The sequence below is a fragment of the Lachnospiraceae bacterium genome, from assembly GCA_025758065.1.
Lineage (GTDB): Bacteria > Bacillota > Clostridia > Lachnospirales > Lachnospiraceae > Enterocloster.
In genome coordinates this window covers 2,840,553-2,856,746 of the sequence record CP107199.1, presented here as the reverse complement: position 1 = coordinate 2,856,746, position 16,194 = coordinate 2,840,553, and the positions used below count along the sequence as shown (strand labels likewise).

Below are 16,194 nucleotides of genomic sequence, written 5' to 3'. Positions count from 1 at the left end.
GTAAAACCTCCTTAATCAATGTCCTTTTAAAGCCTTCAAATTTATGTTTAGTTATTACCAAACTCGCTTAATTTAAGACCTGGATTTCTTTCAAGTACCATGCCAACGCTCCAGCTGTTGATAAACAGAAGAAGCGGATTATCCTTTAAGTCCTTAATGCGCTTCATATCCGATGTTCCCTGGATACGTGCCACATCTACTTCCTGTGGATTTTCTACCCAGCGGATATGTTCATATGGAAGCTTCTCTAAGATAACTTCTACATTGTACTCATTCTGTAAACGATAAGTAAGCACTTCAAACTGAAGTACGCCTACTACGCCTACGATGATCTCTTCCATACCGGTATTGAACTCCTGAAAGATCTGGATAGCACCTTCCTGGGCGATCTGATTCACGCCTTTAATAAACTGCTTACGTTTCATGGTATCTACCTGGCGCACTCTTGCAAAATGCTCTGGTGCGAAAGTAGGGATACCCTCAAATTCAAATTTTTCATTAGAAGAACAAAGAGTATCACCAATCGAGAAGATACCCGGATCAAATACACCGATAATATCACCTGCATATGCTTCCTCTACGATCTTACGATCCTGGGCCATCAGCTGCTGTGGCTGGGTGAGACGGATCTTTTTGCCGCCCTGCACATGATTTACTTCCATGCCAGCCTCAAACTTGCCGGAAACAATACGCATAAACGCGATTCTGTCTCTGTGAGCCTTATTCATATTTGCCTGGATCTTAAATACAAATGCAGAGAAATCCTTATTAAATGGATCTACTACGCCAGTAAGCGTTCTTCTTGGAAGAGGTGATGTAGTCATTTTCAGGAAATGCTCCAAAAATGTTTCAACACCGAAGTTTGTCAACGCGGAACCAAAAAATACAGGAGAAAGATTTCCCTTTTGTACCCGGTCCATATCCAGTTCATCACTGGCACCGTCTAATAATTCAATATCATCTAATAACTGCTTGTGGTACTGGAAACCGATAATGCTTTCCACATCATCTGTCTCTGCGTCAAATTCCTGGGTGGCAACCTCTTTTGCACCGCCCTGCGCAGCGGTAAATGTAGTTACCTTCTTTGTAAAGCGGTCATATACGCCCTTAAAATTCTTTCCGCAGCCGATAGGCCAGTTTACCGGACAGGTACGGATCCCTAAAACCTCTTCGATCTCATCTAACAGCTCATATGGATCTCTTGCTTCACGGTCAAATTTGTTGATAAATGTAAAAATCGGGATATGGCGCATAACGCAAACCTTAAACAGCTTAATTGTCTGCGCCTCGACGCCCTTGGATCCGTCAATGACCATAACAGCGGAGTCTGCCGCCATCAGGGTACGATAGGTATCCTCTGAGAAATCCTGATGTCCTGGTGTGTCCAGAATGTTAATACAAAAGCCTTCATAATTAAACTGCATGGCGGAAGAGGTAACTGAAATACCTCTCTCCTTCTCAATCTCCATCCAGTCTGAAACCGCATGCTTTGCAGCCTTTCTTCCCTTTACAGTACCTGCCAGATTAATGGCACCTCCGTAGAGAAGGAACTTCTCTGTTAAAGTTGTTTTACCTGCATCAGGGTGGGAAATAATGGCAAAGGTCCTGCGGTTCTTTATCTGTTCTGTTATCTGATCATTTGTCTGTGACAATGGTCTTTCCTCCGTTCTTACTAAATGTTCCCTCAGGATCTTTCTGTGTCTGATTTTGTGAAAAGATTTTTGTCCACAAAAGCAGGTGCATGGAAAACTCCGAAAGGACATCTGATTCACTAATTGATTTTTCTGCTTCAATAAAAATAGGTATGATTTGTCATAAAGGTACACCTAAATTATCATTGTATTATGATTATGAAGTAAAGTCAAGAATCTGTGTCAGCAATTCGTCTGCTACCTGCTCCTTGCTCATCTTTGGCAGTTCTTTTTCACTGTCCTTTGTGATAATAGTCACTACATTTGTATCCGTTCCGAAACCGGCGCCTTCCACCTTTAAATTATTGGCAACGATCATATCCAGGTTTTTACGGGCAAGCTTGGCTCTGGAGTTTTCCAGCATATCCCTTGTTTCCATGGAAAAGCCGCATAAAAACTGTCCGGGGATTCTGTGCTGTCCCAGCCAGCCAAGGATATCCCTGGTACGCTCTAAGGAAATAGACATATCGCCATCTGTCTTCTTGATCTTGTCCTGGCCCACAACTGCCGGACGGTAATCTGCTACTGCTGCCGCCTTGATGATAATGTCCTGTTCAGGTGCTGCACCCGTCACTGCCTGAAACATATCTTCTGCGCTTTCAACAGGAACCACCTTTACAAACATAGGTGGTTTTATAGCTACTGGTCCGGTAACTAAAATCACCTCTGCTCCTCTGTAGGCAGCTGCCTTTGCAATGGCATAACCCATTTTCCCGGTAGAATGATTGGTGATATAGCGTACCGGGTCAATCGCTTCCCTGGTAGGTCCGGCAGTAATAAGAACCTTCTTTCCCAACATGTCTTTGGGATATCCTACAGTACGCAGGATATATTCAAACAATGTTTCCGGCTCCGGCATCTTGCCTGCTCCTGTATCACCGCAGGCTAAATATCCACTTGCAGGCCGGATCACTTCCATTCCGTAGTGCTCCAAGATTTTTAAATTATCCTGGGTAATGGGATTTTCATACATACGGGTATTCATAGCCGGTGAAATGATCTTTGGGCAGGTACAAGCCATAAAGGTAGTTGTCAGCATATCATCGGCAATACCATGGGCCAGTTTGCCGATTACATTGGCAGAGGCTGGTGCTACCAAAAACACGTCTGCTTCTTTTGCTAAAGACACATGCTCTACACTGAACTGGAAATTGCGGTCAAAGGTATCGATAAGACATTTATTTCCCGTCAGTGTCTCAAAAGTAATAGGATTGATAAAATTAGTGGAGTTTTTCGTCATAAGTACATGGACTTTTGCTCCTGATTTTACCAGGGCACTTGCCAAATAGGCGATCTTATATGCGGCAATGCTGCCGGTCACTCCAAGGAGTATTGTTTTTCCTTTTAACATAAGATTCCTCCGGTTGTGTTTCTTATTTTTGTGTGATACAATCATAACACACATTTCATGTATTTGAAAGGAGTTCCCCCTCATGATTTTAGCTATTGATATGGGCAATACCAACATCGTACTTGGAGGTATTGACGAAAAAGAAACCTATTTCATCGAACGTGTGACTACAGACCAGGGCCGCACAGACACCGAATATGCCATCCATTTTAAAAACATCCTGGAAATGCACCACATCCAGTTATCTGATATTGAAGGTTCTATCCTTTCTTCTGTAGTTCCGCCTTTAAACACTACGATTTTAAGTGCTGTTGAAAAAGCCATAGGCATCCGTCCTCTGTTAGTAGGCTCCGGGATGAAGACCGGCATGAATATTCTTATGGACAACCCTAAAAGTGTGGGAAGCGATATGATCGTAGACGTAGTTGCCGCCATTCATGAGCATCCTCTTCCACTGGTGGTTATTGACATGGGAACTGCCACTACCTTAAGCGTAGCTGATAAAAAGGGCAATTACATAGGCGGTGTCATTTTACCGGGACTTCGTGTTTCCTTAAACTCTTTAAGCGGAAAAACAGCCCAGCTTCCTTACATCAGTCTGGAAGTGCCAGGTAAGGTCATTGGAAAAAACACCATTGACTGTATGAGAGCCGGTATTGTTTTCAGCAATGTAGATATGCTCGACGGCATCTTAGACCGTATGGAAAAAGAGCTGGGTGAGGCCCCTGCAGTGATCGCAACCGGCGGTCTGGCACGCTTTATCACCCCTCTTTGCAGACATAAGATCATTTACGATGATGCACTTCTGTTAAAAGGACTTCTGATCCTTTACCGGAAGAATACACAGTAAAAGCGGTAAAGTACAATAGAGTGTTATTAAATACGCAGAAAAAGCATTGTCCGGCAATTTTTTTCATTTTCCGTCAGACAATGCTTTTGTTTTATTCATACGTTTATTTAATTTTCTATTGAATTATCCCCGCACCTGTGTTATGCTGAGTATATGAATTTTTGATTTTTGTATTTTTCTTTTATTTTTTCCTTTTAATCCTGCTATTCCTATGGATTACATTTCTTACAAGGATCATATCCTTTGGCGATCACTTCATCCCTGGTTCCTGTAAATTCCGCTTTATTCGACTCTTTCATCTGTGATACAGCCGAACAGCCCGGTTTATGGAATTTTTTAGAATTAGTGTTCAGGATGTAGGTGGAAGTCTGCTTCGCCGGTGTCTGTGCAGCCGGAGCCTGGGTCTGTTTTTCTGCCTGGGTTTCTGTCTCTGCCACAGTTTTGGTCTCTTTTTCAGCCTTCTGGCTTCCAGTGCCATTTTCATCTAACCAGCTGTCACCGGTTGCATAGTCAATAGTGACTCCCGGCTGCACATTGTAAACAAATACGCAGAACTCAACGCCTTCTCCTTTATCCTCTACGGACTCTGCCTCCATAAGCACACCGTCAGCTACCAGGTTATCTCCTTTAAAAACAGGTGTTACACGGTATAAAACATGGTTTTTAGTTTCTTTTACATAGTCAGCTGTCATATTTTCAAAAGGCAGCATTCCCTGGACATTTAAATATCTGGTCCCTGTGATCAGGTTCTTTTCATTGGCATTTTCTGCTGTCAGCTGGTAGCCGATCAGATGGCAGCGGTTGTACAGATATTTTCCATCCACAAAGTCATACTTCACTGTATGCCAGCCAGTAGGTTTCACCTGACCAATATTTCCACGTTTTTCTGCAGGCATGATATCTGTTCCCACAGAAGCATAAGCCACACTGCAGCGTCCTAATGCATCCAGATCTCCGTAGCTTTCAAAAGAAACATCTGTCAGATCCGACTCCGAAAAGAAGGGCACATTGTCATTGACTGCAACATAGGACTGTCCGGAATAAGCCGGGATTGTGGAAAGATCAAAGCTTCCACTGATGCTTTTTACCTGGGCAGCAGCTGCTTTTGGGATCTGGGCAGTCTCTACTGTTACACTTTCTGAAGCTATCTCTGTTGCTGCATCCGCAGCTGTTTTTGCTGTTTCTGTTACTGCCTCTGTTGTTATTTTTGCTGTTTCTTGCGCATTAGAAGCAGTCGCCTGTCCACAGGCTGTTGCCAAAATGGATATGGCTGCAGCCAGCCCTGCGGCCCAGTATTTTATTTTTCTCATCTTTCATACCTCTCTTCCGTGATCTTTTCATGGGAAGAACCTGCAAATTCCGCAGTTTCAACCAATTTCCAGCCTGACAGATCCATAGTAAAATATTGATCTGCAGGATAGACGCGGTTCCACTTATACAAAACTACCGACTCAATATTTGCCGTATCCGGGAACATGTCTAAGCCGCAGGAATTTGTCTCTACGAAGCAATACTCTCCTGATGAAGCCTTTTTAAGAAAATCCTCATCTGTCTGAACAGGGCCATGAAGCAGCTCTTCACTATCCTTTGCGAACATTTTTCCACTGTACTCATTCATCCACAGTTTTCCATTTCCCACCATATCCAGGATATGCCGGCGCAGCACTCTGTCCTGACTCTGGCGGCGATGATTGAACATCATGCCCTTATTATCATCAATACATACGATCAGTATCATAAACCATTCTTCTCCTATCCGTTTTTATGTACTCCCTAGGTTTTCATACACTTGCTTTTGCGGCCGGATTTACCTGATCCAGCACATTACAGGTCATCATTTCTCTCCATTTATCATTATAACTTCTCCAACAGGATAGTTCAATTTATATTTTCCAGGTATAAAATCTCCTGATTCCGTACATCATTCCGTTATAACAGCATTTTTCATGAAAGCTATCATAACGGAGGTAGAGGAAAATATGTCCGGCTATAAAGTTGAGATCTGCGGAGTGAACACATCAAAGCTGCCCCTTCTTAGCAGCCAGGAAAAAGAAGAACTGTTTTTAAAAATACTGAAAGGGGATAAGGATGCCAGAGAACGTTACATCAAGGGAAATCTGCGGCTGGTCCTAAGTGTGATCCAGCGCTTTTCCGGCAATCATGAGAATTTAGATGATCTGTTCCAGATCGGATGTATTGGTCTAATCAAGGCCATTGATAATTTTGATATTACACAGAATGTTAAATTCTCAACTTATGCTGTCCCAATGATTTTGGGGGAGGTGAGAAGATATCTCCGGGACAATAATACCATTCGGGTCAGCCGTTCTCTGCGGGACACTGCTTATAAAGCCCTTTGTGCCAGAGAACAGCTTACAAGGCTTCATTCAAAGGAACCTACCATCTTAGAAATCGCCAATGAGATCGGCATATCCGGTGAAGATATCACTTATGCCTTAGATGCCATCCAGACACCGGTCAGTCTTTATGAACCTGTATTTACAGACGGCGGTGATCCTCTTTATGTAATGGATCAAATCAGCGACAAGAAAAACAGGGAAGAAAACTGGGTGGAAGATCTTTCTCTATTAGAAGCCATGAAACGGCTTCCGGACAGAGAACGCCATATTATCGATCTGCGCTTTTTTGAAGGTAAAACGCAGACAGAGGTGGCCCAGGAGATCCACATCAGCCAGGCCCAGGTCTCCAGGCTTGAAAAAAATGCCCTGCGCTCTATGCGTACCTATCTGGCCTGAAATCTGTTGCTGCATTTCCCCTGCTGCCGCCTCTGCCTGAAACTGTGACATGACGCTCAAAATCTATATTTGATGCCGCCTGCAATCTAGTACATCGTTTTCGAAATAACTGTACTAAATGATGTACTAGTCATGCTTCCTGCCATTCTGAAGTTTTTATCATTCTTAAAATGAAATCTACAGAACCTTCGATCCCATAAGCGGAACTGTTGATACACAGGTCGTAATTATCTGCATTGCCCCATCTGCGGCCTGTATAAAACCGGTAATAACTCTCATGCTGACGGTCTAACTGTTTCAAAAGGTGCTTTGCCTTTTTTTCACTCATTCCCTGATGCTTTTCCATCGCACGCTGCACACGTCGTTCAAAAGGCGCCGTAATGAAAATGCTGATGTGGGGGATATGGTTATTGGTAAGGATCACATCTGCACAACGTCCCATAACGATAAAATCCTCTTTTTTTGCCATATCGCAGATCAGATCACTCTGGTTAAAGAATACTGCATCCCGCTTGGACAAACCATGATAGCGGCTGAACTGTCTTACATGATCTCTTAAGGTCATTCTTTTAGGTGCTGCAAAAGCTACTTCCTGGTTTGCCTTATCCGGATAAGCGCTACTGTCCCGGATTCTTTCATCTTGTTCTGCCTGAAGACGTTTTAATACAGCTGAGAAGATCTCTGCATCGTAATAATTGATCTTTAACTTATCAGCCAGCATAAAACCGATCTCATTGCCGCCGCAGCCGTATGTACGGCTGATGCAGATGATCCGGTGATTATCTTTTCCGAAACGTGCTTTAAACTGCAATGCATTTAAGCCCGCTGCCTTCGCATCCAGGATATCCCCGCTTGCGAAGCTGGTAGGCAGTGCTACTACTTCCATTAAAATACGGTTATACTCCGTCATGATCATGGACCGGGTTTCTTTATCTTCAATGGTGCGTGCCATGTTACTGATCAGCGCCAGCTCACTGCGCAGCTGGTGAGAATCTTTTTTTAACATCAGCTGTACCATATCATTGACACAGCCTTCACGGTCACGGTTAAACACACGGCCCAGAGAAGAACCTAACTGGGCATAAACTTCTGCATCCAGATCGTAGATACTCTCCGCCAGTTCACGGATATTTTCTTTCGTATATTCCATGATACGTTCCCCTCCTTATAAAAAGAATACTAACATGTCCAGCAAAAAGATCGGAACTAAAAATGTGACAGACCACAGCAGATATCCAAAGAAAGAAGGCATCTTAATACCATTTTCATCAGAGATCGCCTTTACCATAAAGTTTGGTGCATTTCCAATATAGGTATTGGCTCCCATAAATACAGCACCACAGGATATTGCCTCCAGCATGGCAACCGGTACAGTTCCAAGAATGGTCTGCATTCCTTCTGTAAAGCCAAGTGAACCGGCTGTTGTAAGAAATACCAGATAAGTAGGTGTATTGTCCAGAAAGCTTGACAAAAGCCCGGTTGCCCAGAACATTTGGAAAGGCTCTGTGATACCAAGCTCTGCACCCTTTGCCTTTAAGATCATAAGGGCCGGCTGCATGGTAATAAAAATACCTACAAACAGCACTGCTACTTCTTTGATGGCACCCCAGGTAAAGTGGTTCTTGCGGCGGATCTCTGGTTTTGTGGTTTTAAACGATAAAAATGCAGCTGCAAGGATGATCACTACTTCGATCAAAGCCGGATATGTAAGCTTTACATCCTCAAATACAGGAATGCCTTTTACAGCTCCGTTTACATCCTGAAATGCAGCCATTCCCGGTAATGTACCGCTTAAAATAACAGCAGCCACGATCATTGCCAGAAAGATCAGGTTATGAAGACCTAAAATATGTACTTCTGTACCAGGTTTGCTGATGTCAGGCTTTCTTCCTTCTGCAATGTCTTTTCTGTAAGCTCTCCGGTCCAGGAAATAAAATACAGTAAGAAGGACAACTGTATTAAAGATAAGGATCGGCAGAAGATGCAGACTCCAGAAAAAAGGAACCCCCCGCATAAATCCCATTAACAAAGGCGGATCACCGATAGGTGTAAGGCAGCCGCCCATATTTGAGATCAGGAAAATAAAGAATACCATAATGTGGCTTCTGCGCTTTCTCCAGGCATTCATCTTGATCATGGGACGTACCATAAGCATACTGGCACCTGTGGTTCCTACCCAGCTGGAAAGCATGGTTCCTAAAAGCAGAAGTCCCACATTGATCCTTGGGGAACCTGCCAGGTCCCCTTCCAGTGTAATATTACCTGATACACAGAACAGGCCAAATAACAAAACAATAAATGTAAGATAATCATCAATAATGCATTCTAATACTTTCTCTGCCGCCTCTCCTGCTCCCAAAAAAACAGCAAATGGAACAATAAATAAAAGTGACCAAAATATCACTGCATGAAGCTGATGACTTTCCCACCACTCTGCCTTTATAAGCGGCAGCACTGCCACGCAGAGAAGCAATCCGGCAAATGGAATGCAAAATGCTGGTGAAATGCTTTCAGCTGACCCTTCAGCCGCCCATGCTGTCATTGGAAACGCCATAAAGAACAATGCGGCCGTTTCCAGCAGCGAAACGATCTTTTTCACAATATTTTCCTCCTGTCCGTATATTATGTCCTCCCGGAATATTTCCATATTCCTTTGATATTTCTCTCCCAGATCATCCCTATAACTGAAGGATGACCGCACCTTTTTCCGTGCATTGTAAAATTTTAGCACTTTTTGACACAAATGCAAGAATTGATATTTTATTCACAATACTAATAAAGCTATACTTATTCAAACCGCACGATTTCTTTCTTCAGACGTTTCATGATCTTCTTTTCAAGTCTTGATATGTAAGACTGGGATATTCCCATCAGATCTGCCACTTCTTTCTGGGTCATCTCCTCTCCGTCTGCACTTGTAAGGCCGTACCGCAGCTCCACAATTTTCCTCTCTCTTGGAGCCAGACGGCTGATGGCAGTATTTAAAAGATTTTTCTCTATCTCATCCTCGATCCCATGATAGATCACATCCTCATCTGTACCCAGGATATCTGAAAGCAGCAGTTCATTTCCATCCCAATCTACATTTAAAGGCTCATCAATGGAAACCTCCAGTTTCGTCTTATTATTTCTGCGCAGATACATAAGAATCTCATTTTCAATACACCTGGATGCATAGGTAGCCAGTTTAATATTCTTATCCGTCTTAAAGGTATTGATCGCTTTGATCAGTCCAATGGTGCCAATGGAGATCAGATCTTCTACCCCAACACTTGTATTGTCGAATTTCTTTGCAATATACACCACAAGACGCAGATTATGCTCGATCAGGGAAGAGCGGGCCTTCCCATCTTCTTCGGTTCCTAAAAGAGCGATCATCTTCCCCTCTTCTGCACTGTCTAATGGCGGCGGCAGGATATCTGCTCCTCCGATATAATGCACCTCTCCCTGTCCCGGCATGAGAACGGTCCTGAACCTGGAAACGGTTTTTAACTGAAAACGATTTGGTACAGACACTTTAATCATCATAATGACTCCTCCTACACTTGCAACCCTTTATCATTCTTCTGTATCAGCACTTCATATTCATTATGTGGAGATAAGCTTCCCTTTGTTATAGCGATCCATGGCTTTGGTATCACAAAGCTTCCCTTCTCTCCTTCCACTTTCATTTCGTCGATCCTTACAGCTGGAAGGATGCCGCTGCTGCCTATGCATTGATAAGGAACATACATGACCCCTTTTACTGCCGGGCAAAGACGTTTCATCAGTCCTGCTGTAGCTACATGGACCGGCAGACCGCTTACAGGAGCTTTTAAATGGTTTCCTGTATCGATCAGGCCTCTGGTCTTTATGGTCTGGCCTGCATAAAACAAGGTAACATTTCTTAAATGCCTGTTTTCCTCTTTTCGGATGCTCAAAAGACGCAGAAACCGTGAAAGCCATACACACAAGAATACAGCTCCGGCAGCCAGAAACAGCCTGACCAGAAAGCTTTCCGGCATCCATTTTGTAAGATTTCTTCCCGGGCTGCTTTCTGCAAGCGCCAGCATGACTCCTCCAAGAACCACCGATATAAGGTAAATTCCCCCTACTGCCCGTAAAATCTCTCTTCTGCTTCTTATGCCATAGGCAACAGCTGCCATCAGCGCTCCTGCCGCCACATAAGTCCCAAACATCTGTAATATAAGAGGAATCCCCGGAAAAGCCGCCAGGATACATGCCCACAAAGCTCCTACAAAAGCTCCTTTTAACATATGCTTAAAATCTGCACGGTAAGAAAAAAGCTGGTTCAACATAGCAAGCACCGCCAGATCCATTAAAAAATTCACTGCAAATATCACATCTATGTAAACTCTGTACATCATCTTCCCGGACTTTTTTCCACCTCCTTTAATGACCATGGGTGAATATATAGGGTTCTTTATGAGGTACATTATAATCATTCTTAAGTGCAAATGCTGTCGAAGAGTGTTGGAGGAAACGCTGTTTTTTTCGACAATCTTCGCATTTTTGAACGCAAAAAAGACCTCTTCCACAGGCTTACTGTCTGTAGAAAAGGTCTTACTATACTATAATACTCTGATACCGAATTGCTACGTGCTTTGCACATGCAGATGATTCAAAAAATCTATTACCGCTTATTCTTTAAGAAATCCGGGATATTGATCTGCATTTCCTTGTTTGCTGCTGGGCGGAAGGAAGGAGCTGTTCTCTCTGTAGATGGAGCTGCCTGTTTTGGTGCTTCCTGGGTGTTTGCAGCACCTGTATTAAAGCTTCCTGCGCCTGTAAACTTAGGAACTGTATAGGTTGGCTGTGCAGTTGCACCAGGATTAAAGGTGCGGTTAAATGCAGGCTGGGCCGGCTTTGTAAAAGCCGGAGCTGCCTCAGTTGCTGCTGCTTCTGCGGAAGCTGCCTTCTCCGGAACCTGTGTCTTAAAATTATTAGAAGAAAATCCGGTCATAGCCTTGGATACAGAGGATGTTGCATTGTGCTCATCCAGTCCTGTAGCAATAACAGTAATACTTGCCTCATCCTGGGCGTTTTCATCATACATAGCACCAAAGATGATATTTGCATCATCGCCAGCCAGTTCCTGAACATAGCTTGCTGCTTCGTTTGCTTCGATCAGGCTGATATCGCCGGAGATATTGATGATAACGTGGCTTGCACCCTCAATGGTAGTTTCAAGAAGAGGGCTGGATACAGCCTGCTTAACTGCCTCAACAGCCTTGTCATCACCCTTAGCCTTACCAATACCAATATGAGCGATACCCTTATCGATCATAACAGTCTGGATATCAGCAAAGTCAAGATTGATCAGACCAGGAACATTGATAAGGTCAGTAATACCCTGAACTGCCTGCTGAAGGACTTCATCTGCTTTCTTAAGAGCATCCGGCATAGTGGTACGGCGGTCTACGATCTCAAGAAGACGGTCATTTGGGATAACGATCAGAGTATCTACAGCCTGCTTTAAACATTCGATACCATTTAACGCATTCTGCATACGTGCTTTTGCTTCAAAACGGAAAGGCTTTGTTACAACACCAACAGTAAGGATACCCATATCCTTCGCGATCTTTGCAACAACAGGAGCTGCACCAGTACCGGTACCGCCTCCCATACCACAGGTAACAAATACCATATCAGCGCCCTTTAATGCCTGGGAGATCTCCTCAGAGCTCTCTTCTGCTGCCTTCTCACCAACTTCCGGACGTGCACCCGCACCTAAGCCCTTTGTCAGCTTCTCTCCGATCTGCATAGCAGTAGGAGCCTTGCAGAACTGCAGTGCCTGCTTATCTGTATTGATGCCGATAAACTCAACACCTGCAATATTTTCATCGATCATGCGGTTTACTGCGTTATTTCCGGCACCGCCTACACCTACTACGATAATTCTTGCAGCATTCTCTGACTCATTTATTTTAATCTCTAACAAGATACTTGTCCTCCTTCTTGAAACCCTGTTCAAAGAACACGGTACTGTGCTTTTCTATTATTATAAAATGTTTCTGATTTCTAGCCTAACTAATACTATATTTTATTTTCCCCAAAAAATCAACCCTGAATTTACTTTTTTAACCCTCTATGAATAAGGGCTACAGCCCGGATCACCGGTACAGGCAGCGCCTGCACGGACTTTTATTTCAACTTAAATGGTATTGCCCCATCATTGCCTGTATCTGAATATCCGTCCAGCTCCAAAGTTCCCTTTTTCTCCTTTAATTCCGGATGATCCCGCAAGATATCATTTAAAAGAGACAGCTTTCCGTCTACATCTCCCTCATCTCCCAAAGTCACTTCCATCTGGCCAATGGTAAAGGAAGGCTGTCCTGAAATGGAAAAGCGGATACGGTCCACCTGGATATTATAAACAGACAGCTGCTGGGTCAGATTTAATATTTCTTCAAATATTTTCGGATTCTTTACAGGAAGAGGTCTGTACAAAATAATGCGTCCAAATTCCAGACCTGTGATCTGCGGGATTCCCGGAAGGCAGTCTGCAGAGCTTTCCACAATAATTCCCTCTCGGTCAAAGTACATATAACTGCTCATATAAGATACGTAACCTACAATGCTTTTATCATAAACAATGACCTCCACCTTAAAAGGACCATGAAAAACAATCTTATAATCTTCGACAAAGGGGATCTGTTTGTGGGGTTTTGTTTTATCATTAATAAGAGCCAGGATGGTATTATTTCCCCAACGCCCGGAAAACAGGATGTTTTCAATCTGCTGCGGCGTATAACGGTCACTTCCGGATATAGTCACTTCTTTGATCCGCAGGCCAAATATAAGGATCGCCCCAAGTATTAAAAGCAGTGCGGCGATCCTTATCCATGTAAAGCTTTTTCTCCCAGCTCTTCTTATCATCCTGTATCACTCTCCATCCAGTCTGCTCTGCCGCCTAATGCCCTCAGATCACGGCAGATATCTTCGTATCCTCTTTTAATATGGTAACAATCTTCTATAATAGTGCTTCCTTCAGCTCCTAAAGCCGCCATCACCAATGCAGCTGCGCCTCTCAGATCCAATGCCCTTACTTTTGTTCCTGCTAACAAGGGTACACCCTTTATCACCGCTGTTTTTCCCTGGCAGGTAATATCAGCTCCCATTTTCACAAGCTCTGCTGCTGTTCCAAAACGATCCTCAAATACGTTTTCCGTAATACAGCTCTCCCCCTTTGCAATGGATAAAAACGCCATAAAAAGAGACTGCATATCTGTGGGGAAACCAGGATAGGGGCCTGTAGAGATTTTCAGGGGATCCGGCCGGTCTTTCATACAAATAAAAAGCCGTTCCCTTTCCCTTTTAACTACAGCTCCCGCCCGCTGGAACAATATAAGAGGCTCTTCTAACTGCTCCGGTATCACTTCTTTTAAACTAATGCTTCCTCCTGCCATCATCACACCACTGCAATAAGTTCCTGCTGCAATACGGTCTCCTGCCACCTTCCACAGGCTGTCATGAAGCGTTTTTACCCCCTGTATCATCAGATGGTCCGTTCCCATGCCACAGATCACAGCACCCATTCCATTTAAAAAGAAGCACAATTCGCAGATCTCCGGTTCTTTTGCTGCCCCGTGGATCACTGTCACCCCATCCGCCAGTACAGCTGCTAAAATCGCCTGTTCTGTAGCACCCACACTTGGATATGGAAGATACAGCTCACTGCCTGAAAGCCCCTGACCAGCATCTGCACGGAACTTTCCCTCTTTTTCTGTGATTTCTGCCCCCAGTCCCCGAAGGACCATTAAATGCAGATCCACCGGCCTTGCCCCGATCAGGCAGCCTCCAGGCAGACTGCATTGCCCTTCCTTCATTCTTCCAAGCAGGGCACCCAGCAATATAATGGAAGAACGCATAGCTTTTACATATTTTTCCGGTACTTCTGTACCTGCTGCCTTTGAGGCATCGATCACAAGACGTATGCCTTCTCTTTTACAGTCACAGCCAAGCTCTCTTAAAATATCTGTCATGCACCGGGTATCTTCTATATCCGGTACGTTTAAAAGCACCGTTACCCCTTTATGCAGTAAAGCTCCTGCCATAACAGGAAGAGCACCATTCTTAGAGCCCTGAACAGAAATCTCTCCTTCTAAAGAATTCATCCCATAAACCTGAATTGCAGCCAAAAAGGCACCTCCACAGAAAGAACATCCTACTGTGATTATATGCCCTGATGGCTGCTTAAGTGCATGTATGTATGAAATGATCTACAGTTAATTTTCCAGCCGTATGCGGTTAGACACGCTTAAGACAATGCCCATTTCAATCATGGTAAACAGAACTGACGTACCTCCATAACTGATAAAGGGAAGTGTGATGCCTGTATTAGGAATTGTATTGGTAACAACTGCAATATTTAAAACAACCTGAATAGCAATATGTCCCATAACACCTACTACAAGCAATGCACCAAACAGATCCGGTGCATTATTGGCAATAACCATAAACCGGAAGATCATAAACAGAAAGATCAGGATAATGGATACGGCTCCAAAAAGCCCCAGCTCCTCACAGATAATAGCAAAGATCATATCATTCTGCGATTCAGGAAGAAAACCCAATTTCTGGATACTCTGTCCTAAGCCCTGACCAAAAAGACCACCAGAACCAATAGCATACAGCCCCTGGAGTACCTGGAAGCTTTTTCCTTCAGGATCCAGCTCCGGGTTCAGCCATGCCTCAATACGACGGTACTGGTATGGCTGAAGCACTTTTATCTGTACCAGGACCTTACCAATAGGCCCCGCACCGGCAAGGAGACCGATCGCACCGGCTGCTATACCGTAAAAAGGCCATTTGATCCTGCATGCTACAAAAAGCATAACAAAGCCGATACCTACAAGGATAATACCGGAGCTTAGGTTGTTGGCTGCTACAATGGCTGCGATGGGAATTGTTAAATACACTACCTTTAAAGCAGTTTTAAGGTGATTGATATTATCACCTTTTTTCGTAATAAAATATGCCAGCATAATGATTAGGGCGATCTTTGCAAACTCTGTAGGCTGAAAACTAAACGATTCCACTCCCAGCCATCTTCTTTTACCGTTTACCGATCTTCCTACAAGAGAAACAGCAACCATCAGCACATAAGACATCCAGTATGAAGGTCTTGCGAGCTTTACCAGAAAATGATAATCCAATTTTGATATGCCTAACATTGCCAGAAAGCCTGCAGCTGCGATCATTGCCTGCCTCTGTATAAAATAGGCACTATTTCCGCCATATTTATTACTTAACTGAGCTGTATAAGAGCTGGCACTGTAGATCATGACCAGTCCGAATACCGTAAGGAAAATGATGATAAAAAGAAGGCTGTAATCATAAAAATGACGGGGCTTTCTCTTTTTTTGCATCCCTTCCTGTTGTGCATAAACTGCTGCATCTGATGGATAAGCCCCTCCATTTCTTCCATACACTGCCCCATTTACCGGATAAGCAGCTCCACGACCCGGCTGTACATAACGTACCTGTTTACCTCCCCGCCTTACTGGAACTTCCTGCTGTCCTTTGATCTGGACAGGTCTGCCG

Annotated in this window: 14 protein-coding genes; 2 read left to right on the top strand and 12 right to left on the bottom strand. The window is 43.8% G+C overall.

Features of this window, described 5'->3' with window-relative positions; all coding sequences use genetic code 11:
* Positions 1-47 precede the first annotated feature (47 nt).
* Positions 48-1,652, bottom strand: coding sequence for a peptide chain release factor 3 (locus OGM16_13300; GenBank protein ID UYJ45773.1), 1,605 nt, complete (start codon positions 1,650-1,652; stop codon positions 48-50).
* 196 nt (positions 1,653-1,848) lie between these two features.
* Positions 1,849-3,042 carry a bifunctional phosphopantothenoylcysteine decarboxylase/phosphopantothenate--cysteine ligase CoaBC gene (gene coaBC / locus OGM16_13295; GenBank protein ID UYJ45772.1) on the bottom strand — a complete coding sequence of 398 codons (1,194 nt, stop codon included), beginning with the start codon at positions 3,040-3,042 and terminating at the stop codon, positions 1,849-1,851.
* An 82-nt stretch (positions 3,043-3,124) separates the two neighbouring features.
* On the opposite strand from coaBC, the gene OGM16_13290 reads away from it, so the two are divergent.
* Positions 3,125-3,892, top strand: a complete 768-nt coding sequence (locus OGM16_13290; protein UYJ45771.1) for a type III pantothenate kinase — start codon at positions 3,125-3,127, stop codon at positions 3,890-3,892.
* Between the two features lie 209 nt (positions 3,893-4,101).
* Here the strand turns inward: OGM16_13290 and OGM16_13285 are convergent, their stop codons facing one another.
* Positions 4,102-5,202, bottom strand: a complete 1,101-nt coding sequence (locus OGM16_13285) for a DNA/RNA non-specific endonuclease (protein ID UYJ45770.1) — start codon at positions 5,200-5,202, stop codon at positions 4,102-4,104.
* On the bottom strand, positions 5,199-5,630 hold the full coding sequence (locus OGM16_13280) for a ribonuclease Z (GenBank protein ID UYJ45769.1): 432 nt from the start codon (positions 5,628-5,630) through the stop codon (positions 5,199-5,201). The genes OGM16_13285 and OGM16_13280 overlap by 4 nt, the downstream gene beginning before the upstream one ends.
* A gap of 241 nt (positions 5,631-5,871) precedes the next feature.
* On the opposite strand from OGM16_13280, the gene sigG reads away from it, so the two are divergent.
* Positions 5,872-6,648 carry an RNA polymerase sporulation sigma factor SigG gene (gene sigG / locus OGM16_13275; protein ID UYJ48466.1) on the top strand — a complete coding sequence of 259 codons (777 nt, stop codon included), beginning with the start codon at positions 5,872-5,874 and terminating at the stop codon, positions 6,646-6,648.
* 130 nt (positions 6,649-6,778) lie between these two features.
* On the opposite strand, the gene OGM16_13270 is transcribed toward sigG, so the two are convergent.
* The 8 genes from OGM16_13270 to OGM16_13235 form a co-directional block, all read right to left on the bottom strand.
* Positions 6,779-7,798: a cytidylate kinase-like family protein gene (locus tag OGM16_13270; protein ID UYJ45768.1), complete on the bottom strand. Its 1,020-nt coding sequence runs from the start codon at positions 7,796-7,798 to the stop codon at positions 6,779-6,781.
* 15 nt (positions 7,799-7,813) lie between these two features.
* Positions 7,814-9,190, bottom strand: a complete 1,377-nt coding sequence (locus OGM16_13265) for a sodium:proton antiporter (protein UYJ48465.1) — start codon at positions 9,188-9,190, stop codon at positions 7,814-7,816.
* A 245-nt stretch (positions 9,191-9,435) separates the two neighbouring features.
* Positions 9,436-10,176 (bottom strand): RNA polymerase sporulation sigma factor SigE, encoded by a 741-nt coding sequence (gene sigE / locus OGM16_13260; GenBank protein UYJ45767.1) that lies wholly within the window; start codon positions 10,174-10,176, stop codon positions 9,436-9,438.
* 11 nt (positions 10,177-10,187) lie between these two features.
* Positions 10,188-11,015, bottom strand: a complete 828-nt coding sequence (locus tag OGM16_13255) for a sigma-E processing peptidase SpoIIGA (GenBank protein UYJ45766.1) — start codon at positions 11,013-11,015, stop codon at positions 10,188-10,190.
* A 266-nt stretch (positions 11,016-11,281) separates the two neighbouring features.
* Positions 11,282-12,589, bottom strand: coding sequence for a cell division protein FtsZ (gene ftsZ / locus OGM16_13250; GenBank protein UYJ45765.1), 1,308 nt, complete (start codon positions 12,587-12,589; stop codon positions 11,282-11,284).
* A 203-nt stretch (positions 12,590-12,792) separates the two neighbouring features.
* Positions 12,793-13,527 carry a cell division protein FtsQ gene (locus OGM16_13245; protein ID UYJ45764.1) on the bottom strand — a complete coding sequence of 245 codons (735 nt, stop codon included), beginning with the start codon at positions 13,525-13,527 and terminating at the stop codon, positions 12,793-12,795.
* A complete protein-coding gene (gene murA / locus OGM16_13240) occupies positions 13,524-14,789 on the bottom strand; it encodes a UDP-N-acetylglucosamine 1-carboxyvinyltransferase (protein ID UYJ45763.1) in 1,266 nt (421 codons plus the stop codon). Before murA ends, OGM16_13245 begins: the two co-directional genes overlap by 4 nt.
* Positions 14,790-14,876: 87 nt before the next feature.
* Complete coding sequence (locus OGM16_13235) at positions 14,877-16,019, bottom strand: FtsW/RodA/SpoVE family cell cycle protein (GenBank protein UYJ48464.1); 1,143 nt, start codon at positions 16,017-16,019, stop codon at positions 14,877-14,879.
* Positions 16,020-16,194: the final 175 nt, after the last annotated feature.